We start from the raw sequence: 23,830 nt of genomic DNA, 5'->3' as shown, positions 1-23,830 counted from the left end.
TTTGATCGCGTGGTAGCGGAGCGTTCCGTAAGCCTGCGAAGGGTGTCCGTGAGGCCGCCTGGAGGTATCGGAAGTGAGAATGCTGACATGAGTAGCGACAAACAGTGTGAGAAACACTGTCGCCGAAAGTCCAAGGGTTCCTGCGCAAGGTTAATCCACGCAGGGTGAGCCGGCCCCTAAGGCGAGGCCGAAAGGCGTAGTCGATGGGAACCACGTTAATATTCGTGGGCCTGGCGGAGGTGACGGATTGGAAAGCGTGTACGATCTTATCGGATTGATCGTGCTGTGGACCGGTTCCAGGAAATAGCCCCGCCTTACAGACCGTACCCCAAACCGACACAGGTGGACTGGTAGAGTATACCCAGGCGCTTGAGAGAATGGTGTTGAAGGAACTCGGCAAATTGCCCTCGTAACTTCGGAAGAAGAGGGCCCCGTTGTGGCGCAAGCCATGGCGGGGGGCACAGACCAGGGGGTAGCGACTGTTTACTAAAAACACAGGGCTCTGCGAAGCCACACAAGGCGACGTATAGGGTCTGACGCCTGCCCGGTGCCGGAAGGTTAAGAGGAGGAGTGCAAGCTCTGAATTGAAGCCCCGGTAAACGGCGGCCGTAACTATAACGGTCCTAAGGTAGCGAAATTCCTTGTCGGGTAAGTTCCGACCTGCACGAATGGCGTAACGACTTCCCCGCTGTCTCCAACACCAACTCAGCGAAATTGAACTCTCCGTGAAGATGCGGAGTTCCCGCGGTCAGACGGAAAGACCCCGTGCACCTTTACTACAGCTTTGCAGTGGTGCTAGGGACTTCATGTGTAGGATAGGTGGGAGGCTTGGAAACATGGGCGCCAGCTCGTGTGGAGCCAACCTTGAAATACCACCCTTGAAGTCTCTGGCATCTAACCGTGGCCCGTTATCCGGGTCCGGGACCCTGCATGGCGGGTAGTTTGACTGGGGCGGTCGCCTCCCAAAGTGTAACGGAGGCGCGCGATGGTGGGCTCAGAGCGGTAGGAAATCGCTCGACGAGTGCAATGGCATAAGCCCGCCTGACTGCAAGACTGACAAGTCGAGCAGAGACGAAAGTCGGCCATAGTGATCCGGTGGCTCCACGTGGACGGGCCATCGCTCAACGGATAAAAGGTACGCCGGGGATAACAGGCTGATGACTCCCAAGAGTCCATATCGACGGAGTCGTTTGGCACCTCGATGTCGGCTCATCACATCCTGGGGCTGGAGCAGGTCCCAAGGGTTCGGCTGTTCGCCGATTAAAGTGGTACGTGAGCTGGGTTTAGAACGTCGTGAGACAGTTCGGTCCCTATCTGCCGTGGGTGTCGGAGTTTTGCGAGGATCTGTCCCTAGTACGAGAGGACCGGGATGGACATACCTCTGGTGCACCGGTTGTCACGCCAGTGGCATGGCCGGGTAGCTAAGTATGGACGGGATAACCGCTGAAAGCATCTAAGCGGGAAACCCACCTCTAAACCAGAGCTCCCTTGAGAGCCGTGACAGACCATCACGTCGATAGGAGGCATGTGGACGGGCAGCAATGCCTGAAGCTAAGCCTTACTAATCGCTCGATCGGCTTGATCTCGACACCACTAACCGCGCCATGCGCAGCAGCAAGCCTGCTCGAAAACAGCAGCTTGACCAGCGCATCGCCGTTCGATACATCCTCGACATCACTTGCACGAACAAGCATACGCGCTTTCGGTAACAGCGTCGGTCTTGTGCCTCGGTGACCTGGTGGTCATGGCGAGGTGTCAAACACCCGATCCCATCCCGAACTCGGCCGTGAAAAGCCTCCGCGCCAATGGTACTGCGTCTTAAGACGTGGGAGAGTAGGTCGCCGCCAGGTCGCTCAGGCACAAGAGACGCTTCAAACCAAAGCGCACATGCTTGCATCTTCACCAACTCCATGACCCGACAATGATACATCCGCGGGGTGGAGCAGCCCGGTAGCTCGTCAGGCTCATAACCTGAAGGCCGCAGGTTCAAATCCTGCCCCCGCAACCAAATCAACAAGAAGCCCGCCGCGCTCACGCACGGCGGGCTTCTTGCTGTTTCCAGTCTTTGCCATTTGCGACCCTTCCTCCGCAAAAAAAGGCGGCTATGGCCGGAGCATGCGGTCGGTTGTCGCGCTGTGTGGACCCCGCGCTCCTCAAAACGACTGTGCCGCACGGTAAAGCTGAAGCTTTACGGTCAGCGCGCAAATCAACGCCCGCGCGAAATTAACCTCTCATAAACGCCTTCGCGATGAACCTATTTTAGACAAAAGCAAGGCAGAGGGAAGGTCGCCGGGCCGGGAAGGGGCTGGTGGGCCGATCTCTTGTCGCGCGACAACCAGCCGTGTGCCGGCCTCCCCAGGAGACATAAATGTTCAATATTTTGACCGTCATTATTTCGGTCGCCCTCACGGCGGTGATGGGAGCCGCTGGCGTGTTCTACGTGGGTAGCGCCTTCACCACCGCCGGTCCGAAGGCCGCCGCCGTCGGCATCATCCAGGCGTTGTCGCAGGTCGATGCGGCCTGGACGCTGTATGGCAGTAACGGCAACACCACGACCCTGGGTGCCGCAGGTTCGACGTTCCCGACCATGTCCGGCGCGGCGACGCAGACCGACTTGATCAACACCGGCTATCTCGCCGCCGTGCCGACCGCTCCGACGATTTCCGCCACCTGGAACGGCGTCGCCGGTGCCTACACGCTCGACCTGACCAACACCGCGACGGCCACCGGCGTCACCCAGTTCAGCAGCTTTGCCAACGGCGGCATCTTCCTGGTGCTGGGCACCACGGCCCTGTCGCAGTGCACGGAAATCGCCCGTGCCGGCGGCCAAATCTCCGCCACCGGCACGCTGGCCGTTCCCGGCACCGGTCTGACGCTGAGCGTCGCCACCCCGGCCGCCTTCAACACCGCCTTCACCGGCTACAAGTTCGGCTGCGTCCAGATCACCACGGCGACCGCGCTGACCTTCAACAACGTGACTGGCATCGCCGGTGACAACAACAAGTACGTCGCCTACTACAAGTTCTAAGCGTCGTCCGAAACGCCCTGTTGCTGACCGAAACGCCCCGACCCCTGCGGCCGGGGCGTTTTCTTGTGATTTTCCGGGTCTTTTTCCGGAAAGCGTGGCAACGGCATTGGTCCGCGACCGGGCTGCAAGATAGAGTGGGCCCGATTTGGAGGCCATGCCATGACATCGCTGATCTTGATGACGATCATGGCCATCTCGCTGGTGGCGACGACCGGCTACACCGCCTACACCATGGTCGACGCCTCGAACCGGATCAGCCAGGCGCAGCGAAGTGCCGCCGACATGCATCGGCTGGCGGCACTGGTCGAGGCGAACCTGCGCGTTCTCGACAATGACGGAGTCGCCAGCCCGCCGGCGCCCGAGGATCCGCCGCTCCGTGCGGCAACTGCTGCATCCGCAAAGGCGCAATCGTCGACCGGCAAGGTCGCGGCCAAGGAGCCGGTGCAACCGGCCGGCACCCTGCCGCGCTGGCTGATGCCGGGCACCCGGACACCCTGGGGAGCAGTCTACGGCTATTGCGTGTTCGCTCCGGCATCGGACCGGGCCGCGGCGCAACTCCGCACGGCGTCCTGGCCGGCGGGGGCGGCCAGCGGTGGGCGCAGCTACGTGGCGGCCGCACCCGCGGCGCCAACGGAGCTGGCCCGCGCCGGGGTGATCGCCGCAATCGTGGCGCCGCCCATCGGCTCGACCGCTCTGCCGGACTGCACGGCCTTGACCTTCCGCGACGGCCGGATCGAGGTTGCCGAAGGCAGCGCCGTCGCTGTCACCCGCGGGGCCTCGGCCGATCTCGCAGCACTGGCCGCCTCGGCGACCGTCACGCGCCATGTGGCACCGACCGCGCAGGGCGATGCGACCGGAACCAGCCCGGCCGACGCCATGACCCTGTCGGCCGCTCTCGGCCATTGGCAGGCGACCCGGCCCTCGACCATGGTGCTGCGCCTCGCTCCCGGCCGGCACGAGCTTCCGGCGGCGCAGGTGCAGGCATTGGCCGCCGATCAGGACGGTGGCCGGGCGGTGCGGCTGGTGCTGAAGGCGGAGGCGCCCGAAGTCGTGGTATCGACCAACCCGCCGGACGTGGCGCTGCGGCTGCCGACCGATACCCGAATCGAGAATATCGGCTTCGAAATGCCGGTCGAGGCGCTTCCCGGCACCCGGCTGACCTTCGCCGGCAACAACGCCATCTCCACCAACCGGGCCGCCGGGCTACGGGTGGCGCATGCGCGGCTGGACGTCGCGGGCGGAAAACTGACGGTGACGGCGCCCGGCGGCGACGGTGTGCTGGTCGATGGCGGCACCGCCCTGTTCCGCGACGCTGCCGTCGAGGTCACGGTGGGGGCCGGCCGCAGTGCGCTGGTGTCCTCGCTGGGCGCCGGCGTCACCTTCACGGCCGAGTCGCGGCGCCCGTCTTTACAAGTCCATGGCAGGGGACTGCCGATGGCGGCGCTGCGCAGCGGCGGCGGCCAAGCCATCCTCGACCGGACCGACGTTGCCGTTGACAACGGCACGCCCTTCGGCATCGTCATCGAGAACGGGCAGCTGGAGATGAAGTCCTCCGTCATCGGCGGGCCGGCGGCGCGGCCGGGCAGTGCCGGCGTCCTCGACCTTGGCGGGTCGCACGCGGTGGCGGATCCTAACAGCCACATCTGGTCGGCGCCCGGCGGCCGGTGCGCCCAGGGGGCGCTATTTTCCCAGCAGGCTGCCGCGGGGGAGGGGGGGCGCGCCGTTTCCGGGGCCGCCGCATCGGGCGCGGTCCTGCCGTCGGTCGCCAACCGGGCGAGCTGGACATGCCGGTCCTGAAGCCGTCCGCGGCGTTCCGTGAGGAACTTGCCGGCTACCTGCTGCGCAAGGGGCTGGTGACGCGCGGCATCCTCGACGCCGCGATGGCGGAGCAGCGGGTGACCGGCGAATCGCTCGGCGCCATCCTGGTGCGCAACGGCTTCCTTGCCCGCGCCGACCTGGACGAGGCGAAGATCAGCCATGAGACCGCCCTGGAAACGCCGGAGGCGATGGGCGGCACACCGATCCCGCTGCCGCTGCTGGAGCGGCACGCGATCATCGTCACCGGGCTCAGCGACGATGCAGTGCATGTGGCGACGCTGCACGACGAATCGGTGGCCAGCCGGGTGGCCGCCCGTTACTACCCTGGGCGGACGGTGCGCTTCAGCAGCTTCGTCCCCGACCAGTTCGACGAGTTCCTCGACCGCGTCCGCCGCGCCCAGTCCGGGCTGGAGGACAGCGACCCGGTGGAGCAGCTGGTGTCGCGCGCGATGGAGGCCGGGGCGTCGGACATCCACATCCTGCCGCGCCGCAAGACCTGTAGCATCTTCCTGCGGGTGGATGGCATCCGCCGCCTGATGGACGAGACGGCGGCGGCCACCGCCGCCACCATTGTCGCCCGGATCAAGGACCGCTCCGGCATGGATCTGGCGGAACGGCGGCTGCCGCAGGAGGGCCGCTTCGAGATCGAGCATCGCGGGCGGCCGGTCGATTTGCGCGTGACCACCGTGCCGTCGGTGGATGGCGAGATCATCGTCATGCGCATCCTGGATGTGGAGCGGGTGCAGCCGAACCTGGACAGGCTGGGCATCAGCCATGTCGGCGACTGGCGCCGCGCGGTGGACCGGCGTCACGGGCTGTGCCTGGTCTGCGGACCGACCGGGTCCGGCAAATCGACCACCCTGACCGCGACCGTGCGCGAGATGGACCGGCTGGGCCGCGCCATCTACAGCATCGAGGATCCGGTGGAATACCGCATGGCTTATACGGGGCAGGTCAACGTCAACCCGGCGGTGAAGCTGGACTTTGCGCGGGTCGTCCGCACCTTCATGCGCGCTGATCCCGACGTGATCGTGCTGGGCGAGGTGCGCGACGAGGAAACGGCGCAGATCGCGGTGCGTGCCGCCGACACCGGCCATATGGTGCTGACCACCCTGCACACGGGATCGGTGAACGGAGCCATCGACCGGCTGCGCCATCTCGGCGTGCCGGCCCACGACATCAAGTCGCTGCTGCGCGGCGTTCTGGTCCAGTCGCTGGTCCGCACAATCTGCCGGGCCTGCCATGGCGCCGGCTGCGCGGCTTGCGGCAATGCCGGCTATGCGGGGCGGACGGCGGTCAGCGAATGCGCGGTGTTCGACGAGCCCGCCGCCGTGGTCGCCGCGGCGAAGGGCGCGCGGAACTGGCGGTCGCTGTATGAGGATGCGGTCGCCAAATTCCATGCCGGCATCACCACGGCGGCCGAACTGCGCCGCGTCTTCGGCAGCGAGGCCAAGAGTGTGGAGCAGCGCATGCCGGCGCCGCGGCCGAAGAAGTGAGGTCGAAGACATGAGACGTCGGCAGCGATGAACATCATCCAGGCGATCTTCGCCCTTGCCCTGATGGGCATGGTGGTGGCGGGTGGCATCCAGTACGTCAACCCGTCGGCCATGGCGAAAAGCCGGGTCGCGTCGCAGGCGGATTCCGGCTTTTCCGTGCTGGAGGGCGCCTATCGCAGCCGGCAGGCCAGCGGTGCCGCGGTACCGGCCGCCGACGGGTGGCAGGCGGCGCTGTTCCCCGCCTTCGGCACGATGCCGGCGGCGGTGTCGGGGCTGTCCTGGTCCTACGGCGTGCAGGCGGAGGGGACCTGGTTCTGCCTGTCCGGACCGCTGTCCGGCGGCTCTGCTGGCGATCCGGTGACGGGGGCGCTGACCTCCCTCGCCACCCGGCGGCCGGAGGGGCTGTACGAGGTGACGCGCACCTGCGGCGGGGCGGGGGGAGAGCCGGCGGGCACCGTGGCCGCCACCCTGTGGATGCAGCGGACGGCGCGATAGGGGGCTGGCTCCGGTCTTGACGTTGTTTCAGCCCCGGCCATTGACCGCGGGGCGTCGGCGGGCATAGAGATGCTGCGGCGTCCTGTCCGTGCGTGGTAACTTGGACGGACTGTCGCCACCTCTTTCGGTCGAGTCGGGAAGGCAGGGGCGTTCTTGGGCAGCGGCGGTCTCGCGACCAATGTCATGTACGGCTTCCTGGAAGGTGTGGAGCGCCGCGACGCCCTCGCCTATGCGCGCTCGTTCGCGCGGCGCACGGTGGGAAGCTCCGAACGCTGCTGGTACGCGGTCGAGCCGCTGTGGACCGGTTTCCTCTATGAAATCCACGAGGGCGGCCCCGGCCGGTCCTTCCTGCCCGATCTGGTGACGGAGCTCGACGCCAATCCCGGCGGCATCGCGCTGGTGCCGTCGGGGCGCCGGGTGTTCGAACTGACGGTGCGCAACGGGCGTCCGGTCGGCGGGCTGCTGCCCGAGGCCAAGAGCCGGCAGGTCCAGCTTCAGATGGCGGCGATCCGGCCGACGGTGCCGGTCGACGGCAAGGCCTATGGCGTGATGATCCCGCCCTGGGTGACCGCCGATCAGGTCCGGCTGCGCACCATCCGGGCGACGCGGCGGATGCGGCGGGTGGCGACCCCGGTCTCGGTGCCGCTGGCGCTGTCGTCGGTCGGCTTCGCCGCCGGGCTGGGGCTGCTGACCACCGGCGGCGGGCTGTATTACTGGTCGCCGCACCGCGTGCCGCAGCCGCAGGCCCTGACGCTGGAACAGATGCCCCACCGGCAGTGGGAGGCGGCGCTGGCTGCCATCGGTCCGGACAATTACGTCAGCAAGTTGGAATACCGCGACGGCAAGTGGACCATTGAGATTGCGGGCTCGATTGCGGGCCCGGGCGCAGGCCAGACCGCGGGTGCCCGCTGATGCCGCTGACGGTCGCCGATTTACCCATTCTCAAGCATAGCGCTGGGAGTATTGCCGCCGGACCTGATGGTCGCAACCGGCGGGCGGGAATGATGGCGGACCGGGTTTCCGGAATGATCGGGCGGATGGTGGGAGCGGTCTTGCTGGCGGCGTCGCTGTCGGCCGGCCCGCTGCTCCCCGCTGCCGCGCGGGCGGAGGAGAGCCCGTTCCTGCCGCCATCGGCGCGCCAGGACAATCTGGAGCGGCGCCTGCAGCAGCGCATCGACACCGCGGTGTCCGGGCTGGAGGAGCGGGTCGCCAAGGCGATGGTCGATGCGCTCGACGGAAGGGCGCGCGACGGCGCTCTGCCGCGGGCGGTCGAGGATGCGCTGGCCCGCCGGATGGCGGCGCCGGGCGGCGCCTTGCCGGGTGGTGCCTCCGCCGGAGCGATGGCGCCGGGCGGACGCCGCCAGGGGGCGGCTCTGGCCGGAAGCCCGCCGGGGGCGCCGCCGCTGCCGCCGCTGCCCAACATGCCGGGGTCCGCCATGTCGGCGGCCGATCTGGTGCCGTCGGGCGCCACCTTCGTCGGCTGTCTCGACGGCCGCGCCTTTTTCCAGGACCGCGCCGGCACGCCGTTCCTGATCGACCCGCGCGCCTTCCCGGCGACGGGCGGGGGACCCGCCACATGCGCAAGATGACCGTTGTCCGCAAGAGCGGCTTTCTGCTGCCCGCCATGGTGGGGCTGCTGGCTGCCGGGTCTCTGGCCGGCTGTTCCCTGCCGGAGGTGGCCGAACTGCCGAAGCGCGAGACGGTGGTCGCCGCCGCCGAACAGCGCCTGACCGAGGACAACTCCCCGGCGGTGACCGAGGTGCCGGTGGGCCGCGGCATGCTGGTCGCCCAATCCCTGCGCCAGCCGCTGCCGGCCAGCCTCGCGGCGCGCCGAATCTCGGTCAGCTTCCCGTCGGGCGAGAACACGCTGGACCGGCTGACCAGCATGATGACCTATTCCGGCGTGCCGGTCGCCACCCGGTTCGAGGGCACCGACGGGGCGGCGATGCTGCGCCAGACCCTGCCGATCCGCGCCTTCACCGGCAGCTTCACCGATCTGGCAGGCGTGCTGGAGACCGGCATGGGCGTGGTGGCGTGGTGGCAGAACGGCACGCTGTTCCTCAGCAACCGCGACCGTTTCGCCTTCACCGTGCCGCAGAACCAAGCGGTCATCGATTCGGTGATGACCGATCTGAAGACGCTGGGCGCCACCGACATCACCCAGTCGCTGCGCGGCGGACAGGTGGTCTTCTCGGCTTCGCCGACCGTCTACAGCGAGGTGATCCAGCCCTATATCGACCGGCTGCATCGCAACATGGCGATGGTGCGCATCCAGCTGGCGGTGGTCAGCCTGGGCCTGACCGACCAGTCGGCCAGCGGCTTCGACTGGAACGCGCTGGCTTTGCAGTTCAACCGGCTGCAATCGGGCACCACCACAACGACCACCAACGGGACGACGACGGTCAACGGCGGTCTTGGCGGCACGGTCTCGGCGGCCCAGGCGCCGATTTCCGTCAACATCTCCAACCCCGGCACGCTGCTGGGGGTCAGCGGCGTGTTCAATGTTGCCGGCGCCATCTCCTTCCTGTCGAAGTTCGGCAACACCGACACCCGCCAGAATGTAGAGGTGCACACCCTGTCGGGGGCAGAGGTGACGCTGCGCAGCGGACAGACCATCCCCTATGTCACCGGGGTCGGCGTCACCGCTGTCGGCGGGCTCGGCACCACGACCGCCGCGACCGGCAATGCCGCGCTGAATTCGCCGGGGGTGGTGGGGTCGGCGCAGACCGGCACGGTCCAGACCGGGCTGACCATCAAGCTGACGCCGCATTTCGACGCCGACAACCAGATCGTCACCATCGACCTGAACCTGCTGCTGAACAATTTGATTGAGTTCCGCGACCTGAATGCGGGCAACCAGGTGGGCATCCTGACCCAGCCGGTGACGCAGGAGCAGGCGCTGAACGACATCGTCCGGGTGGTCGCCGGCAACACGGTGGTGCTGGGCGGTTTGCAGACCGACAGCCGCGGCTTCAGCGGCAACCAGCCGACGGTGACCCGCGGGGCGATCGACAAGGGGGTGATCGGCAAGCAGGCGCAGGACATCAGCAAGGATGCGCTTTTCCTGATCCTGCGGCCGACCGTGACGGTCTTCCGTCCGGCGGCGCGCTGACGGGACGGCGGCGATGGCATGGTTTGAGGTCAGGCTGCTCGCTGGCGGCCGTGCCCGCTCCATCGAGGTGGAGGCCGCCGATGAACGCCGCGCCCGCGACGCCATCAGCGGCCGGGGCCGCGTGCTGTCGGTGCGGCGACGGCTCAAGGTCGGCGGCTGGGGCCGGCCGCTCGACCGCAACGAACGGCACATCCTGTTCATTCGGCTGGCGGCGATGCTCGACTCGCGGGTTGGGCTGGCCGAGGCGCTGCGCCGCATCGCCGCCGCCTTCCGCGGGCGCATCCGCCGCACGGCCGAGCGCATGGCCGACGCGGTGGAACTGGGCGACGACCTTGCCGATGCCATGCTGCGCCAGCCGCGCAGCTTCCCGCCGGTGCTTGTGGCGCTGGTGCGGGCCGGCGGCTTCGGCGAGGGCACGCCGGCTGCGCTCCGCACTGCCGCCGAGTTCGAACGGCAGCTCGCCGGGGCGCGCCAGGGCTTCCGCTCCGGGCTGGCGCTGGCGGTGCTTTATGTCGTCACCTCCGGCGTGGTGATGGTCGGCACCTCTTTCGTCCTGACGCCGCTTCTGCTCGAGACCGAAGTGTTCCGGCGGGCGGGGGAGGAGGTGAATGTCGACTGGGTCTATCTGCTGTCGAACCTGACCACCGGGCTGGTCGCGATTGTGCTGGCCGCGCTCGCCGTGCTGGGCGGGCTGGCGACGGCCGGCCGGCGGGCGGCACCCGAGCGGGTCGACCGGCTGGTGATGCGGATTCCGCTCTACCGCGACATCGCGCTGGGCATCCAGCACCATGTGATCTTCCGCGAGCTGTCGCTGCTGGTGGCCGGCGGCGTGCCGATCGACCGGGCGCTGCGGCTGACCGCCGACGGCGCCCCTGCCGGTGCGCTCGCCGCCGACCTCAACGAGGCGACGCGGGCGGTCGCCGCCGGGCTGCCCTGGACCGACGCCATGCGGGCGCTGCCCGGCACCGACCGCGCCTCCATCGCCGCGGCGGAGAACCGGGTGGAGCTGGCGCAGAGCCTGTCGGCGCTGGCCGAGCAGTACCGCGACCTCTACCTGCACGCCGTCGCGGTGGCGGAACCGGTGCTGCGCGGCCTGTCGGTGGTGGTGGTCGGGGTGGCCGGCATCGTCATGTTCGGTCTGACCATCGTGCCGATTTTGCAGCTTGCCGAGCACATCGCGCGGCAACCCTTTTAAGCCGAGGAGACTCCACCGCCATGCCCGGCCCCCTCTTCGCTCCCGGATCGGCCCGCACAACCTGCATTGCCCTGACGGCCTGCGGCGTCCTGTTCGCCGGGATCGGGGCGGCTCTGCATGTCCGCAGCTATCTGCTGGGCGAGGCGGTGGCCGAGGGCGGCAGCCGGTCGGACGGCGTCTGCCTCGGTGCCGCCCGCCGGATGGGCGGGGAACTGACGGTGACGCCGGAAGGGTTGCGCGTCACGCTGCCGGACGCGGTCGACCAGCGGACCTCGCTGACCGATGCGTCGGGCCTGCTGGCCTTCTGTCCGGACATGACGCTGTCCTATTTCTGCATGGGGTTGTCCTGCGGCCCCGGCGGCTCCGGCGGCAAGGTCAGCATGCAGGTGGAGCTGACGCGCAAGGCACTTTAGCAGGGCTTATCTGGGCTGGCTGGACAGCGACTTCGCGGCTTCAATGACGCGCCGCAGGTAGCGGGCGTGGAACTCCGGCGTGCGGCTGTGATAGTTGCCGACGGCGGTCCAGAAATTCTCCCAGCCGACGGCGTCGATCTCCCGCCGCAGGATCCAGGCGGTGACCCGGATGTTGTAGCAGGGGTCGAAGGTCAGCGCCTGCTGCACCACCTCCGGCGGGACGCGGCCGGCGGCGATCACCGGGAACCAGATGCTGTTGATCTGCCCCGGCCCGCAATCCTTGGTGCCGTTGCTGTTGGCGGAGCAGGCGCCGGGCGTCCCCTGTTCCACCGCCAGGATCAGCCGCAGCGCGTCGGCCGGCACCTGCCATTCCACCGCCGCCATGTCCAGGCATTGCGGCGGGACGGCGGCGATGCCCTTCGGCGCGCGGTCGGCCAGGGCCGGGGTTGCGGCAACCAGCAGCGCGGATGCCAGCAATCCGGCCGGCATTCTGGCCGGCAGTCCGGCAAAATCGAAACGCACCCACCGCTTCACCCGATGCCTCCCCCGGCGACCCGACGCGGAAAGGAAGCGGCGCTGCCCGCTAACAACCGGTTAATTCAAACGCGTTGCATGGTTTCAAATGAAACGATATGGTTTGCCCAACCGATCAATGACGGCCGTGCTTCCCTTGAGGGTTGGGGATATCGGCTGCGCCTGTGGAGAAAACGGATGTCCAAGAACTTCGCCTCGCACGCCGACCTGGACGAAAAGACCGTCAGTTTCGATAAGCTGTCGGACAACGCCTATGCCTACACGGCGGAGGGCGATCCCAACACCGGCATCGTCATCGGCGACGATGCGGTGATGGTGATCGACACCCAGGCGACGCCGGTGATGGCGCAGGACGTCATCCGCCGCATCCGCGAGGTCACCGACAAGCCGATCCGCCATGTCGTGCTGTCGCATTACCACGCGGTGCGCGTGCTGGGCGCCTCGGGCTATGCGCCGGAGCAGATCATCGCCAGCGAGGACACCCGCGACCTGATCGTCGAGCGTGGCGAGGCCGACATGGCGAGCGAGATCGGCCGCTTCCCGCGCCTGTTCCGCGCCGTCGAATCCGTTCCCGGCCTGACCTGGCCGACCATCACCTTCCGCGGCCACATGACGCTATGGCTGGGCTCGCTGGAGGTGCAGTTGCTGCAACTCGGCCGTGGCCACAGCAAGGGCGACACGGTGGTGTGGCTGCCGCAGCAGAAGATCCTGTTCTCCGGCGACCTCGTCGAATATGGCGCGACGCCCTATTGCGGCGACGCCTATTTCACCAACTGGCCGGCGACGCTCGACGCCCTTGCCGCGCTGAAGCCGGAAAAGCTGGTGCCCGGCCGCGGTGCCGCCCTGACCACGGCGGAGCAGGTGCAGGAGGGGCTGCGCGGCACCCGCGCCTTCACCAGCGAACTGTTCGATCTGGTCAAGCAGGGTGTCGCGGCGGGGAAGGACCTGCGCGCCATCTACAAGGACACCTATGCCGCGCTGAAGCCGAAGTTCAGCCATTGGGTGATCTTCGACCATTGCATGCCCTTCAACGTCACCCGCGCCTATGACGAGGCGACCGGCCATGTCGATCCGCGCATCTGGACCGCCGAGCGCGACATGGAGATGTGGCGCCAGCTGGAGGGCTGACGCCACCTATCCCCATCAGTCGGTGACGATCAGCCGGACATGGCGCTTGCGGCCGGCCGACAGCACGGCCGATGCGGTCAGCGTCGCCGCCTCGTCGGCCACCGGCTGGCCGTCCAGCCGGGCCCCGCCTTCGCGGATCAGGCGGCGCGCCGCCCCCTTGGAGGCCGACAGGCCGGCGGCCACCAGCGCATCGACCAGCGGCACGCCGCCGGTTCCCTCCGCAAGCCGCAGGGCGATCTCCGGCAGTCCGTCGCCGCCGGGGGCGAAGGGGCTGCCGGCGGCCGACGCCGCCCGCTCCGCCTCCGCAGCGCCATGGCACAGGCGGGTCGCCTCCATCGCCAGCACGATCTTCGCCTCGTTGATCTCCGCGCCCCCCAGCCGCTCCAGCCGGGCGATCTCGTCGAGCGGCAGTTCGGTGAACAGGCGCAGGAAGCGGCCGACATCGGCGTCCTCGGTGTTGCGCCAGAACTGCCAGAAGTCGAAGGGGCTGCGCGCGTCGGCGTTCAGCCACACCGCACCGCCGGCGGTCTTGCCCATCTTGGTGCCCGACGCCGTGGTCTGCAGCGGCGTGGTCAGGCCGAACAGCTCGCGCCGCTCGACCCGGCGGGCCAGCTCGATGCCGTTGACGATGTTGCCCCACTGGTCGGACCCGCCCATCTGCAACAGGCAGCCGTGGCGGCGCGACAGCTCCAGGAAATCATAGGCCTGGAGGATCATGTAGTTGAATTCCAGGAAGGTCAGCGGCTGCTCGCGCTCCATCCGCTGGCGCACCGACTCGAAGCTCAGCATGCGGTTGATGGTGAAATGGCGGCCGACGTCGCGCAGGAAGGGCACGTAGTCCAGCCCGTCCAACCAGTCGGCATTGTCGACCATGACGGCGTCGGCCGGGCCGTCCCCAAAGGTCAGGTATTGGCCGAAGACGCTGCGCAGGCCGGCGGCGTTCGCGGCGATCTGCGCCTCGTCCAGCATCGGGCGGCTGGTGTCGCGGAAGCTGGGATCGCCGATCCGGGTGGTGCCGCCGCCGATCAGCACGATGGGGCGGTTGCCGGTGCGCTGAAGCCAGCGCAGCGCCATGATCGACAGCAGGTGCCCGACATGCAGGCTGGCCGCCGTGGCGTCGTAGCCGACATAGGCGGTCAGCGCCCCGCCCGGTGCCGCGGCGGCGATACCCGACAGGTCGTCGGCCGGATCGCTGCATTGATGGAGAAAGCCGCGCTCGCGCAGGATATGCAGGAAGTCGGCTGCGGGCGATTGTGCGGCATTGGACTGGGTCGGCATAGAAGACGTCTCTACGGTTGGCCGGGCCGTCCGGAGACTGTCTCTAGTATGGGGAGAGAACCATGGCCGCCGGACTTGCGACGGCATGGTTTCGGGTATGACCGATCGACGCCGCGCTATGTGAGCGGCGGATAATACATCGGGGCAGTGAGGGCGATGCGGTCGATCATGGCGCACTCCCTACACCGGTATGAGGGAAAGATCCAGCCTTGGACGGTCACTTCCGTCCAAGCATCTGGCGGCGGGCGATTGCCCGGTGCAGCTGCATGCGCTGCGACACCGTGCGCAGGCGGGTGCTGCGGGCACCGGGGGCGAACAGCCCGTCCAGGTTCTGGCCGAACATTTCCCAACTGCGCAGCGGGCCGGTGTCGATGTGCAGGAAGTGGGAGCGCGGATACCAGCCCACCCCGCCGCGCTTCAGGTCGAGCGCGCTGCGGTGCGCGTCGGGCAGGCGCGAAGGTAGGGTGACGTCCAGCGCGCGGCCCAGCAGATGCTGGCTGTGCTCCGCCACGCCCAGGCTGCGGGCGGCGAGCATGGCGTTGGTTTCCGGCGTGCGGAAGGCCGACAGGATGGTCGCCTTGGACTGGCCGACCGCCTCCAGGATATCGGCCAGGAAATCGAGCGTGCCGACGTCGACCGGTCCCTCCTTGTTGGCGCGGTGGTCGCGCAGGAACTTGGCGAGGTCGGCCATCGCGTCGGGCAGCGGGCCGTCGGCGTCGCGATAGGGGCCGTCGAAGGTCTCTCCGGTGTGCTGGTTCGTCAGGGTGAGGCGGCGCGGGGCGGCCGGGGCGGCCATCGCGCGGTCGGACATCAGCACCAGGGCTCCGCAGCCGATCAGCAGGCTGCGGCGCTTCAGGGAGAGGGGCGAGGAGGACATGCGGTCGGTCGATCTTTCGGCGGGGCATCGTCAGGTCAACAAAATGGCGACCGATTCGCAAATGCAAAGTGGCGGCGCATGGCGCGGCTGCATGGCAAGCAGGGGATGAGGAACCGGCTACAGCAGACGCTGCGCCTTGAAGCTGGTGTGCCGGCCGCCCTTGCCGATCACCAGATGGTCATGCACGACAAGCCCCACGGCATTGGCGGCGCGGACGATCTCCTTGGTCATCTCGATGTCGGCGCGGCTGGGGGTGGGGTCGCCGGAGGGGTGGTTGTGCACCAGGATCACGGCGGCGGCCGACAGCTCCAGCGCGCGCTTCACCACCTCGCGCGGATAGACCGGGGTGTGGTCGATGGTGCCGCGCTGCTGCACCTCGTCGGCGATCAGCTTGTTTTTGCGGTCGAGGAACAGCAGGCGGAACTGCTCGGTCGGCTCATGCGCCATGGCGGCGGCACAATAGTCGATCAGCGCCTGCCAGGAGGCCAGCACCGGCTGGTCGATCACCCGCTGCTGCAAGGCGCGCAGGGCCGCCGCCCCGACGATGCGGACAATGGCAATGGCATTGTCGGTGCCGAGCGACACGCCTTCCGCCTTCAGGCCGCGCAGCCGTTCGGGCGGGGCGTTGACCACCCCCCACAGGTCGCCGAAGGTCCGGATCAGCAGCTTGGCCAGCGGCTTCACATCGCGCCGCAGACTGACGGGGAACAGCACCATCTCCAGCAGCTCGTAATCCTCTAGCGCGTCGGGACCGCGGTCGAGGAAGCGGCGGCGCAGCCGTTCACGATGGTCGAGGTAATGGGGATCCTCGGCGGCGGTCTCATCGTCGGCGTCGCCAGCGGGATCTGAGACGGGATCGGTGTCGGGATTGGGGGCGGGACCGGCGCTCGATGCCGGCAGGTCGGGGAAGGGCAGGAGGCCGGCGCTTTGGCCGGCATCGTCCATTTCCGCTCCGCCTGCTGCGCTTCCGGTCTTCCGGCCGCGTCCTGTCGTCTTGCGTTCTGCCATCGCCCATCGCCATGCATATGTATGGCAACGACTATAGCGTCTGGATGCGCGAGCGCCCAGGGGCAGCGCTCGCATCGGTGGAGAAAGAAGGTTGCAGGATCAGTCGGCGAGGCCGGGCTGGCTGCGTCCATGGCGGCCCGGCAGCATGCGGGCCAGCACGCCGTCGCGGCGGACGAAATGGTGCCACAGCGCCGCCGCCGCATGCAGGGCGGCAAGGGCGAGGATCAGGTTGGCGCCAAGCTCATGGATCTCCTTCACCGAGCGGCCCAGCGTGCGGTCCGCCTCGAAGGGAGAGGGGATGGTGAACAGGCCGAAGAAGGTCAGCGTGTCGCCGCGCAGCCAGGTCAGCACCACACCCACCAGCGGGATCGCCAGCATCAGGGCGTAGAGGCCGAAATGGACGAGGTGGGAGGCGCCGCGTTCGGCCGGCGTCATCTCCGGCGGCAGGGCGGGGGTGCCGCGGGTCAGGCGCAGCACGATCCGCGCCAACACCAGCCCGAGCAGACCCAGGCCGAAGGAGATGTGCAGCCACCAGATCGTTGCCCGCATCGGGTGCCCGCGCTCATAGAAATCCTCGCCGAAGGTCAGCAGATAGAGGCCGACGATCAGCAGGGCGATCAGCCAGTGCAGGGTCTTCTGGGTGGTGCTGTAGGTGGTGGGCATCTGGAACGCGCCTCCGGTCAGGCGGTGATGTTGAGCGTGCGGCCGCGGTTGGGGTCCGCCGGCAGGCTGGGGGTGGCGCTGCGCTGCTCGGCGGCCTGGGCGGCGGGGCTCTCGCGGGTGTCGTTGTCGCGGTCGCCGTCGCTGTCGATCCCGGCAGTGGCCGTGGCCGTCGCCGTTGCGGACGGGCGGCTCTGGAGCGGTGAAGGCATCGTCGGCAGGGCGGTCGGGGAAGTGGCGGACAGCATCGGCGGTCATCCTGGCAGGGGCGAAGAGTCCCCACCGGTCTAGACTGCCCAGCTTACAGGGGGCTTACGGCGGGCTTACAGGGGGGTTTGCGGCACGCCGGCGGCAGCCGGAATCGGCCGCACTGCGTCGCTTCGCCGCGGCATGGGCGGAAAACGCAGGGTGAAGGTGGCGCCGCCGCCGGGGGTGTCCTCGACCACGATGCTGCCGCCATGCGCCGTCATGGTCCGGGCGACGATGGACAGGCCCAGCCCGGCCCCGCCGGTTCCGCTGCCATCCGGTCCGGCGCCATGGCGGCTGTCGCGCCCGCCCTGCCAGAAGCGTTCGAACACGCGGGTCCGCTGGTCCGGCGGGATGCCGGGGCCGCGGTCGATCACCCGCAGCAGCGGCCCGCTGTCGGCGGACCGCGCCAGCTCCACGCTGACCGTGCTGCCGGTCGGGGCATGGCAGACGGCGTTCTCCACCAGATTGCGCAGGGCGCGGAACAGCGGGTCATGGGCGCCGCGCACCGGCAGTGGCCGGTCGTCGCCGATCACCTCGATCAGGCGGCCCTTGCCGAGCGCCAGCGGGGCGAGATGGGCGGCGGCCTCCACCGCAAGCCGGGACAGGTCGACCGACTCGTCGGGGGCGATGCGCAGGGCGTCCAGCCGCGCCAGATCGAGCAGCTGGTCGACCAGCCGCGCCATGCCGGCGACATCCGCGCGAATCGGGGCGCCCGCGGCACCGATCAGCGCCAGATGGGCATCCAGTACCGCCAGCGGCGTGCGCAGCTCGTGCGCGGCATCGGCGATGAAGCCGCGCTGCGCCTCGTAACCGGCCTCCAGCCGGTCCAGCGCCTGATTGACGGCGCGGACCAGCGGCAGCACCTCGCGCGGCATCCCCTGTTCCGGCAGCCGTTCCGACACGCTGTCGGGTCCGATCTCCGCGGCACGGGCCGAGGCGCGGCGCAGGGGGCGAAGGCCGCGGTGGATGATGACCAGATTGACCAGGATCAGCACCAGGGCGAAGGGCAGCCAGATCCAGCCGAAATGCTCGACGAACTCTTCCAGCAGCCATTCGATGTGCAGCTCCTCCTCGCCGGAGGCCACCTGAATCCAATAGGGCCGGCCGCCGACCTCAATGCGGTGGCTGAGGCCGTAGAGCGGCGGCTCGCCGTTCTGCGCCGGCACGCGGAAGACGCTGCGCGGCCGTTCGGTCGCCGTCGGGTCGAGCGGACCACCGACTCCGCTGGAGCCGAGCAGCAGCCGGTCCTCCCCGTCGACCAGGGCGAAGGAGGCGGCATTCACCCGCAGCATCGCCTGGATCGGCTCGGACAGGGTGGTGTTCAGCGTGTCGTCGGGGCCGCGCACCGCCTTTTCGATCACGCGGGCGACGCCGGACAGGGTGCGCTGGCGCATCCGGTCGTGGGTGCCCTTGAACTCGACATAGAGCAGCAGCGCCGTGGTGGCGACCGCCAGCAGCGTGACCAGCACCAGCCAGCGCGCGATGGACGCCAGCAGCGACGGCGGGCGCCCTTTGTCCGGGCCGCCGCTCATTGCCCACTCTCCGCGCCGGCCTCCGCCCCCTTCTCCGCAGGCACTTCAGCCAGGATATAGCCGATGCCGCGCAGGGTCTGGACGCCGGCGGTCGCGCCCGCGGCAAGCAGCCGCTTGCGCAGCCGGTGGATCAGCACCTCGACGGCGTTCGACCCGACCTCTTCGCCGAAGCCGTAGAGGCCGTTCTCCAGCGCCGCCTTCGACACCACCCGGCCGGCGCGGCGCAGCAGCAGTTCCAGCGCGTCCAGCTCGCGCCGGCTGAGGTCCAGCGGCTTGGCGGCAACGCTGGCCAGCCGGGCCGCCGAATCGAAGGCGAGGTTCCCCTGTTGCAGCACCATGCCCAGCGCCACCCCCGGCCGGCGCAGCAGGGCGCGGATGCGGGCGACCAGCTCCTCCAGCGCGAAGGGCTTCACCAGATAGTCGTCGGCCCCCAGATTCAGCCCCCTGACCCGGTCATCGACCCCGTCGCGGGCAGTCAGGATCAGCACCGGGGTGGCGTCGGCGCGGGCGCGCAGGACCGACAGCAGCGTCAGCCCGTTGGCATCGGGCAGTCCGAGGTCGAGCAGCACGGCATCGAAGCCGGCGACGGCCAGGGCGGCCGACGCATCCTCCGCGCCGTGGACGAGGTCGACGGCGAAGCCGGCCTTGCCCAGCCCTTCGGCGGTCAGGGCGGCCAGCCGCCGGTTGTCTTCGATCAGCAGCAGCCGCAAAGGAGGGTTTCCGGAACCGGTGGGCGGGAGGGGATGGCCGCGACTCTCCGCCTTTTGCCGCACGGCTGCAAGCCGGCCGGCAGAAGGGCCTTCCCCCGTTTGCCGGCGGAGGAAGGCCCTTTCCGTCAGGTCAGCGGCGGCGCTCAGACGATGGCGGTGTCCGGGATGGTGCCGGTCAGCACGGCGCGGACGTTGTCGGCGATCATGTGGCCGGTGCGGATGCGCGCCTCGTCGGTGGTGGCGCCGATGTGCGGGGTCAGGATCAGGTTCGGCACGCCCTGGAACGGGTTGTCGGCCGGCAGCGGCTCCGTCGCATAGACGTCTAGCAGGGCGCCGCCGAGATGGCCGCTGTTCAGCGCCGCCGCCAACGCTGCCTCGTCGACGATGCCGCCGCGGGCGACGTTGACCAGGATGGTGCCGGGCTTCAGCCGGGCGATCACCTCGGCGCTGACCAGATTGTGGGTGTCCGGCGTGTAGGGCAGGTGGAGCGACAGCGCGTCGGCACTGTCCCAGATGCGGTCGAACGACACCTTCTCCACGCCCATGCGGGCCCAGACCGGATCGTCGGCCGGCACATGCGGGTCGGCGGCGATCACGGTCATGTCCAGCCCCTGGGCGCGGCGGGCGACATGGCGGCCGATGCGGCCGAAGCCGACGATGCCCAGAATCTTGCCCGACACCTCGCGCCCAATCAGCCGGCCGCGCGGCCATTTGCCGGCGGCCACGTCCGGCGTCGCGAAATAGGTGGTGCCGCGCACCAGCATCATCAGGCCGGCAATCGCCAGCTCCGCGACCGACACCTCGTTGGCGCCGGTGGCGGGCAGGACGGCGATGCCGCGCTCCCGGCAGGCCGGCACGTCGATGTTGTCCAGCCCGACGCCCAGCCGGCCCACCGCCTTCAGGTTGGGGAAGGCGTCGAAGAAGGCGCCGCGGATCTCCGTCTCGTTGCGGATGCAGATGGCGCGGGCGTCGCGGCCCATCGCATACAGCTCGTCCAGGCGCTTGTAGAGAGTCTCGTCGTAATGGACGTCGAAGTCGCGGCGCAGGTCGTCCACGGCGCTGGGCTGCATGAATTCGGAAATGATGATGTCGGGCATGGCGGGGGACTTCGCTGGAGGGGGCGGTCGGCGGGTGGATCAGAGCGCGATGTTGGCGGCGTCGAGATAGGGCTTCAGGTTCAGAAGCTCAATGGTCGTCTCGCCGGCTTCCAGCTTGTGGCGGTAGGCTTCTTCCGCGGCCTCGCGGGCGGCGGCCTTCTCCAGCGTGTCGGCGGCCAGACCCTGCGGCACCACCACCACGCCGTCGTCGTCGGCGACCACGATGTCGCCCGGCGAGACCATCACGCCGCCGACCACGACGGTCGTGTTGACGTCGCCCTTGGCGTCGGTCTTGTTGGTGCCCTTCATGTTGGTGCCGCGGCAGAAGACCGGGAAGCCCATGTCGCGGATGGCTGTGGCGTCGCGCACGCAGCCGTCGATCACCAGCCCGCCCAGTCCGCGGGCGATGGCCGACGCGGTCAGAATGTCGCCCCAGGGGCCGGCATCGGTCATGCCCTTGAAATCCACCACCAGCACGTCGCCCGGCTTGGCCAGTGCCACCGCGATATGGATCATCAGGTTGTCGGTCGGCCCGCAGGACACGGTCAGCGCCGGACCGCACAGCCGCATGCCGGGGAACAGCGGCTTGATCGGGTAGCCCATGGCGCCCTTCTTGCCCATCGCCTCGTGCAGGGTGGCGGGGGATTGGGCACGCAGCGCCTCCAGCGTGGCGGCGTCGGGGCGGGCGAAATCCTTGTGAACGGTCATGCCGGGAACAGCCTTTCGCGAATGAACGGCATCCGGTGCGACGCGCCCCGGACGATCCTTATAACGGGTGAATGACGATAGACGGACAAGTATTAGAATATTTGGCTGTAACTGAAAACATCGAAACGGAGGTTGATTGCTGGAAAATCGCCTTTACGATGGAGCGTGCCGCAAGAAGGCGCCGCAATGGCGTCTGATGACCGATAAAAAGCAATTGGAAGATGCCGCATCCGCAGGCGCGGCGGTTTCTGGGGCGGTTCCCGGGGCGGTTCCGGGCACAACGCTGGATCGTGGTCCCGGCCGTGGCGCGGATGCGAACCGAAGGAGGCGATGTATGGATATGAAGGCGCATTCCGCCGTTCAGGATGGATCGACAGGCCCCGCCGCCCCTGCGGCCGGGATCGGCCGGTTCGGCGCCTTGTCGCGACGGATCCTGTTGGGAGGATTGGTGCGACTGTCGGCGGCCATCGCGCTGGCGGCACCGGGCGCGGCCCTGGCCGCCTATCCGGAGAAGCCGATCAGCCTGATCGTCGGCTATGCCGCCGGCGGCGGGTCCGATTTCATCGTCCGGTCGCTCGCCCCCTTCATCGAGAAGGAACTGGGCGGCAGCGCCCGGGTGATCGTGATGAACCGTCCGGGTGCGGGCGGCGAGATCGGCTTCGCCGCCATCGCCGACGCCACCCCCGACGGCTACACCATCGGCCTCATCAACTCGCCCAACGTCGTGACGATCCCCATCGAGCGGCATGCGCGCTTCTCGCTCGACCGGCTCGACCCGCTCTACAATCTGGTCGACGATCCCGGCTCCTTCGTCGTCCACAAGGACAGCCCGTTCCAGACGCTGGCCGACGTCGCCGCCTTCGCCAAGGCCAACCCCAACAATGTGACGGTGGGCACCACCGGCATCGGCTCCGACGACCATCTGGCGATGCTGATGTTCCAGCGCCTGACCCAGACCCAGCTGACCCATGTGCCCTTCCCGGGCAGCGCCGACGCCCACCGCGCCCTGCTGGGCCGGCACATCCAGGTCACCTCGATGAACATCGGCGAATCGGCGCGGGCCCGCGAAGGCGACCCGATCCGCATCCTGGGCGTGATGACGGAAAAGCGGTCGGAGCAGGCCGCCGACGTGCCGACCTTCACGGAACTCGGCTTCGACGTGAAGATGTCGTCGCTGCGCGGCCTCGCCGCCCCGATGGGCTTGCCCCCGGAGGTGCGGACCAAGCTGGTCGACGCCATCGCCAAGGCGGTCCAGCACCCGGAGTTCCAGGACATCGCCCGCAAGGCCTACCAGCCGCTGCGCCTGCTGCCCTCCGACCAGTATGCGGCGGAGCTGAAGACCCAGGAGGCGACCTTCCGCACCATCTGGAAGGAGACGCCCTGGCTGAAGTGAGGGGCTGACTCGAGGGGCCGTTGGACGGAAAAAGGGCGCCGGTGCAAGCCGGCGCCCTTTCCTTATCGTCCGATCCCTGCGGCGGGTCTTACTTCAGCCACGGGTTGGTGGCCCACAGCTCGCGCAGTTCCTTGGTCGACTCGGCCAGTTCGGCGGCATACTGGTCCGGCGCCAGCAGGCGGATCGGCTGATACAGCTCCTTCGCCTTGGCCTGGAAGCCCGGATCGTTGGCGGCCTTGCCCAGCGCGTCGACCAGCTTGGTCCGCACCTCCGGCGGCAGACCCTTCGGCGCCGCGATGCCGCGCAGCGACGACATCAGCGCGTTGAAGCCCTGCTCCTTGAAGGTGCCGACGCCGGGAGCCTGCTCCACCTTCTTCTCGGCCATCACGCCCAGGACGGCGATCGGGTCCTTCTGCTTGTACTGCATCGCCTCGCCGATGTTCACGGCGCTCAGCATGATCTTCTTGTTGGCCAGCGCCGCCTCGTTGGCGGCGGAGCCCTGGAAGGGCACATGGGTGAAGGTCACGCCGGCCTGGCGCTGGAACACCAGCATCGCCAGATGGTCGTCGGAGCCGATGCCGGTGGTGCCGACCGTCACGCTGTTCGGGTTGGCCTTGGCGAAGGTGACGACGTCGGTCAGCGTCTTGAACTGACCTTCGTTGTTGACCGCGAAGGAGCTGGGATCGTCGACCAGATTGTAGAGCGGGTCGAGGCGGTCCAGCGAATAGCGGGCCTGGCGCTCGATCGGGATGGCGTTGACGTTCGGTGAGTTGATGGCGCCGATGGTGTAGCCGTCGGGGGCGGCGTCGGCGATGGCGGCGAAGCCGATCTCGCCGCCGGCGCCGGGCTTGTTCACCACCTCGACCCGGCTGCCCTCACCCAGCTGCTTTTCCAGGAAGGGTGCCAGGGCGCGAATCAGCAGATCGGTGCCGCCGCCAGCGCCGAAGGCCACGATCATCGTGATCGGCTTCTCCGGATAGGCCGCCTCGGCGTTTGTGGCCGACATGAACAGCGCGCCGGCCGCGGCTGCCAGAGAGAGAGCTTTCCAGAACTTCATGATCCCCCCATCGATGATGCGCTGCGCAGGCGGCCGCATGCG

At 68.5% G+C, this 23,830-nt stretch carries 22 protein-coding genes, 1 tRNA gene and 2 rRNA genes (1 of these 25 cut by a window edge); 14 read left to right on the top strand and 11 right to left on the bottom strand.

What is annotated here, in order from left to right:
• The 12 genes from ABNQ38_RS21195 to ABNQ38_RS21140 all read left to right on the top strand — a co-directional run.
• Positions 1-1,586 (top strand): 23S ribosomal RNA (locus ABNQ38_RS21195) (it extends 1,158 nt beyond the left edge of the window).
• A gap of 148 nt (positions 1,587-1,734) precedes the next feature.
• A 5S ribosomal RNA gene (rrf, locus tag ABNQ38_RS21190) occupies positions 1,735-1,850 on the top strand.
• An 81-nt stretch (positions 1,851-1,931) separates the two neighbouring features.
• Positions 1,932-2,008 (top strand) — tRNA-Met (locus ABNQ38_RS21185).
• A 360-nt stretch (positions 2,009-2,368) separates the two neighbouring features.
• Entirely contained in the window at positions 2,369-3,028 is a 660-nt protein-coding gene (locus ABNQ38_RS21180; protein WP_377810048.1) for a hypothetical protein, read from the top strand.
• Between the two features lie 159 nt (positions 3,029-3,187).
• The gene (locus ABNQ38_RS21175; RefSeq protein ID WP_377810047.1) at positions 3,188-4,825 is read left to right on the top strand and encodes a hypothetical protein; all 1,638 of its coding nucleotides are present in this window, start codon (positions 3,188-3,190) and stop codon (positions 4,823-4,825) included.
• Positions 4,813-6,342, top strand: a complete 1,530-nt coding sequence (locus ABNQ38_RS21170) for a GspE/PulE family protein (RefSeq protein WP_377810046.1) — start codon at positions 4,813-4,815, stop codon at positions 6,340-6,342. The genes ABNQ38_RS21175 and ABNQ38_RS21170 overlap by 13 nt, the downstream gene beginning before the upstream one ends.
• Before the next feature lie 27 nt (positions 6,343-6,369).
• A complete protein-coding gene (locus ABNQ38_RS21165; protein ID WP_377810045.1) occupies positions 6,370-6,837 on the top strand; it encodes a hypothetical protein in 468 nt (155 codons plus the stop codon).
• Positions 6,838-7,020: 183 nt separating this feature from the next.
• Complete coding sequence (locus ABNQ38_RS21160) at positions 7,021-7,749, top strand: hypothetical protein (protein ID WP_377810044.1); 729 nt, start codon at positions 7,021-7,023, stop codon at positions 7,747-7,749.
• Between the two features lie 125 nt (positions 7,750-7,874).
• Positions 7,875-8,426: a hypothetical protein gene (locus ABNQ38_RS21155; RefSeq protein ID WP_377810043.1), complete on the top strand. Its 552-nt coding sequence runs from the start codon at positions 7,875-7,877 to the stop codon at positions 8,424-8,426.
• Positions 8,414-9,949, top strand: a complete 1,536-nt coding sequence (locus tag ABNQ38_RS21150; RefSeq protein WP_377810042.1) for a type II secretion system protein GspD — start codon at positions 8,414-8,416, stop codon at positions 9,947-9,949. Before ABNQ38_RS21155 ends, ABNQ38_RS21150 begins: the two co-directional genes overlap by 13 nt.
• Positions 9,950-9,962: 13 nt before the next feature.
• Positions 9,963-11,144: a type II secretion system F family protein gene (locus ABNQ38_RS21145; protein ID WP_377810041.1), complete on the top strand. Its 1,182-nt coding sequence runs from the start codon at positions 9,963-9,965 to the stop codon at positions 11,142-11,144.
• 20 nt (positions 11,145-11,164) lie between these two features.
• On the top strand, positions 11,165-11,557 hold the full coding sequence (locus tag ABNQ38_RS21140) for a hypothetical protein (RefSeq protein ID WP_377810040.1): 393 nt from the start codon (positions 11,165-11,167) through the stop codon (positions 11,555-11,557).
• A gap of 6 nt (positions 11,558-11,563) precedes the next feature.
• On the opposite strand, the gene ABNQ38_RS21135 is transcribed toward ABNQ38_RS21140, so the two are convergent.
• Positions 11,564-12,079 (bottom strand): lytic transglycosylase domain-containing protein, encoded by a 516-nt coding sequence (locus tag ABNQ38_RS21135; protein ID WP_377810039.1) that lies wholly within the window; start codon positions 12,077-12,079, stop codon positions 11,564-11,566.
• A gap of 189 nt (positions 12,080-12,268) precedes the next feature.
• Here ABNQ38_RS21135 and ABNQ38_RS21130 point away from each other — a divergent pair, with 189 nt between their 5' ends.
• Positions 12,269-13,219 carry an MBL fold metallo-hydrolase gene (locus tag ABNQ38_RS21130; RefSeq protein WP_377810038.1) on the top strand — a complete coding sequence of 317 codons (951 nt, stop codon included), beginning with the start codon at positions 12,269-12,271 and terminating at the stop codon, positions 13,217-13,219.
• 15 nt (positions 13,220-13,234) lie between these two features.
• Here ABNQ38_RS21130 and tyrS read toward each other — a convergent pair whose 3' ends face one another.
• From tyrS to ABNQ38_RS21085, 9 genes are all read right to left on the bottom strand, one after another.
• Positions 13,235-14,497: a tyrosine--tRNA ligase gene (tyrS, locus tag ABNQ38_RS21125; RefSeq protein ID WP_377810037.1), complete on the bottom strand. Its 1,263-nt coding sequence runs from the start codon at positions 14,495-14,497 to the stop codon at positions 13,235-13,237.
• A 217-nt stretch (positions 14,498-14,714) separates the two neighbouring features.
• Positions 14,715-15,374 (bottom strand): DUF882 domain-containing protein, encoded by a 660-nt coding sequence (locus ABNQ38_RS21120; protein WP_174472645.1) that lies wholly within the window; start codon positions 15,372-15,374, stop codon positions 14,715-14,717.
• 117 nt (positions 15,375-15,491) lie between these two features.
• Positions 15,492-16,382 carry a DNA repair protein RadC gene (radC, locus tag ABNQ38_RS21115; RefSeq protein ID WP_377810036.1) on the bottom strand — a complete coding sequence of 297 codons (891 nt, stop codon included), beginning with the start codon at positions 16,380-16,382 and terminating at the stop codon, positions 15,492-15,494.
• 99 nt (positions 16,383-16,481) lie between these two features.
• Positions 16,482-17,045 (bottom strand): cytochrome b, encoded by a 564-nt coding sequence (locus ABNQ38_RS21110; RefSeq protein ID WP_377810035.1) that lies wholly within the window; start codon positions 17,043-17,045, stop codon positions 16,482-16,484.
• Positions 17,046-17,062: 17 nt separating this feature from the next.
• Entirely contained in the window at positions 17,063-17,290 is a 228-nt protein-coding gene (locus tag ABNQ38_RS21105; RefSeq protein ID WP_377810034.1) for a hypothetical protein, read from the bottom strand.
• A gap of 75 nt (positions 17,291-17,365) precedes the next feature.
• The gene (locus ABNQ38_RS21100) at positions 17,366-18,823 is read right to left on the bottom strand and encodes a sensor histidine kinase (protein WP_377810033.1); all 1,458 of its coding nucleotides are present in this window, start codon (positions 18,821-18,823) and stop codon (positions 17,366-17,368) included.
• Positions 18,820-19,533, bottom strand: a complete 714-nt coding sequence (locus ABNQ38_RS21095) for a response regulator transcription factor (RefSeq protein ID WP_377810032.1) — start codon at positions 19,531-19,533, stop codon at positions 18,820-18,822. The genes ABNQ38_RS21100 and ABNQ38_RS21095 overlap by 4 nt, the downstream gene beginning before the upstream one ends.
• Before the next feature lie 143 nt (positions 19,534-19,676).
• On the bottom strand, positions 19,677-20,630 hold the full coding sequence (locus tag ABNQ38_RS21090; protein ID WP_377810031.1) for a hydroxyacid dehydrogenase: 954 nt from the start codon (positions 20,628-20,630) through the stop codon (positions 19,677-19,679).
• Between the two features lie 39 nt (positions 20,631-20,669).
• Complete coding sequence (locus ABNQ38_RS21085) at positions 20,670-21,338, bottom strand: 4-carboxy-4-hydroxy-2-oxoadipate aldolase/oxaloacetate decarboxylase (protein WP_376958288.1); 669 nt, start codon at positions 21,336-21,338, stop codon at positions 20,670-20,672.
• A gap of 334 nt (positions 21,339-21,672) precedes the next feature.
• Here ABNQ38_RS21085 and ABNQ38_RS21080 point away from each other — a divergent pair, with 334 nt between their 5' ends.
• On the top strand, positions 21,673-22,731 hold the full coding sequence (locus tag ABNQ38_RS21080) for a tripartite tricarboxylate transporter substrate binding protein (RefSeq protein WP_377810030.1): 1,059 nt from the start codon (positions 21,673-21,675) through the stop codon (positions 22,729-22,731).
• Between the two features lie 88 nt (positions 22,732-22,819).
• Here the strand turns inward: ABNQ38_RS21080 and ABNQ38_RS21075 are convergent, their stop codons facing one another.
• On the bottom strand, positions 22,820-23,788 hold the full coding sequence (locus ABNQ38_RS21075) for a tripartite tricarboxylate transporter substrate binding protein (RefSeq protein WP_109490633.1): 969 nt from the start codon (positions 23,786-23,788) through the stop codon (positions 22,820-22,822).
• Between the last annotated feature and the right edge of the window lie 42 nt (positions 23,789-23,830).

The organism is Azospirillum sp. A29 (genome assembly GCF_042604625.1).
Lineage (GTDB): Bacteria > Pseudomonadota > Alphaproteobacteria > Azospirillales > Azospirillaceae > Azospirillum > Azospirillum palustre.
This window is presented reverse-complemented; position numbering and strand designations above follow the sequence as displayed.

Excerpts from the sequence above, each read along its gene's own strand:
- ABNQ38_RS21180 (WP_377810048.1), top strand. The coding sequence starts at position 2,369 with ATGTTCAATATTTTGACCGTCATTATTTCGGTCGCCCTCACGGCGGTG.
- ABNQ38_RS21175 (WP_377810047.1), top strand. The coding sequence starts at position 3,188 with ATGACATCGCTGATCTTGATGACGATCATGGCCATCTCGCTGGTGGCG.
- ABNQ38_RS21170 (WP_377810046.1), top strand. The coding sequence starts at position 4,813 with ATGCCGGTCCTGAAGCCGTCCGCGGCGTTCCGTGAGGAACTTGCCGGC.
- ABNQ38_RS21165 (WP_377810045.1), top strand. The coding sequence starts at position 6,370 with ATGAACATCATCCAGGCGATCTTCGCCCTTGCCCTGATGGGCATGGTG.
- ABNQ38_RS21160 (WP_377810044.1), top strand. The coding sequence starts at position 7,021 with ATGTACGGCTTCCTGGAAGGTGTGGAGCGCCGCGACGCCCTCGCCTAT.
- ABNQ38_RS21155 (WP_377810043.1), top strand. The coding sequence starts at position 7,875 with ATGGTGGGAGCGGTCTTGCTGGCGGCGTCGCTGTCGGCCGGCCCGCTG.
- ABNQ38_RS21150 (WP_377810042.1), top strand. The coding sequence starts at position 8,414 with ATGCGCAAGATGACCGTTGTCCGCAAGAGCGGCTTTCTGCTGCCCGCC.
- ABNQ38_RS21145 (WP_377810041.1), top strand. The coding sequence starts at position 9,963 with ATGGCATGGTTTGAGGTCAGGCTGCTCGCTGGCGGCCGTGCCCGCTCC.
- ABNQ38_RS21140 (WP_377810040.1), top strand. The coding sequence starts at position 11,165 with ATGCCCGGCCCCCTCTTCGCTCCCGGATCGGCCCGCACAACCTGCATT.
- ABNQ38_RS21130 (WP_377810038.1), top strand. The coding sequence starts at position 12,269 with ATGTCCAAGAACTTCGCCTCGCACGCCGACCTGGACGAAAAGACCGTC.
- tyrS (WP_377810037.1), bottom strand. The coding sequence starts at position 14,497 with ATGCCGACCCAGTCCAATGCCGCACAATCGCCCGCAGCCGACTTCCTG.
- ABNQ38_RS21120 (WP_174472645.1), bottom strand. The coding sequence starts at position 15,374 with ATGTCCTCCTCGCCCCTCTCCCTGAAGCGCCGCAGCCTGCTGATCGGC.
- radC (WP_377810036.1), bottom strand. The coding sequence starts at position 16,382 with ATGGCAGAACGCAAGACGACAGGACGCGGCCGGAAGACCGGAAGCGCA.
- ABNQ38_RS21110 (WP_377810035.1), bottom strand. The coding sequence starts at position 17,045 with ATGCCCACCACCTACAGCACCACCCAGAAGACCCTGCACTGGCTGATC.
- ABNQ38_RS21105 (WP_377810034.1), bottom strand. The coding sequence starts at position 17,290 with ATGCTGTCCGCCACTTCCCCGACCGCCCTGCCGACGATGCCTTCACCG.
- ABNQ38_RS21100 (WP_377810033.1), bottom strand. The coding sequence starts at position 18,823 with ATGAGCGGCGGCCCGGACAAAGGGCGCCCGCCGTCGCTGCTGGCGTCC.
- ABNQ38_RS21090 (WP_377810031.1), bottom strand. The coding sequence starts at position 20,630 with ATGCCCGACATCATCATTTCCGAATTCATGCAGCCCAGCGCCGTGGAC.
- ABNQ38_RS21085 (WP_376958288.1), bottom strand. The coding sequence starts at position 21,338 with ATGACCGTTCACAAGGATTTCGCCCGCCCCGACGCCGCCACGCTGGAG.
- ABNQ38_RS21080 (WP_377810030.1), top strand. The coding sequence starts at position 21,673 with ATGGATATGAAGGCGCATTCCGCCGTTCAGGATGGATCGACAGGCCCC.
- ABNQ38_RS21075 (WP_109490633.1), bottom strand. The coding sequence starts at position 23,788 with ATGAAGTTCTGGAAAGCTCTCTCTCTGGCAGCCGCGGCCGGCGCGCTG.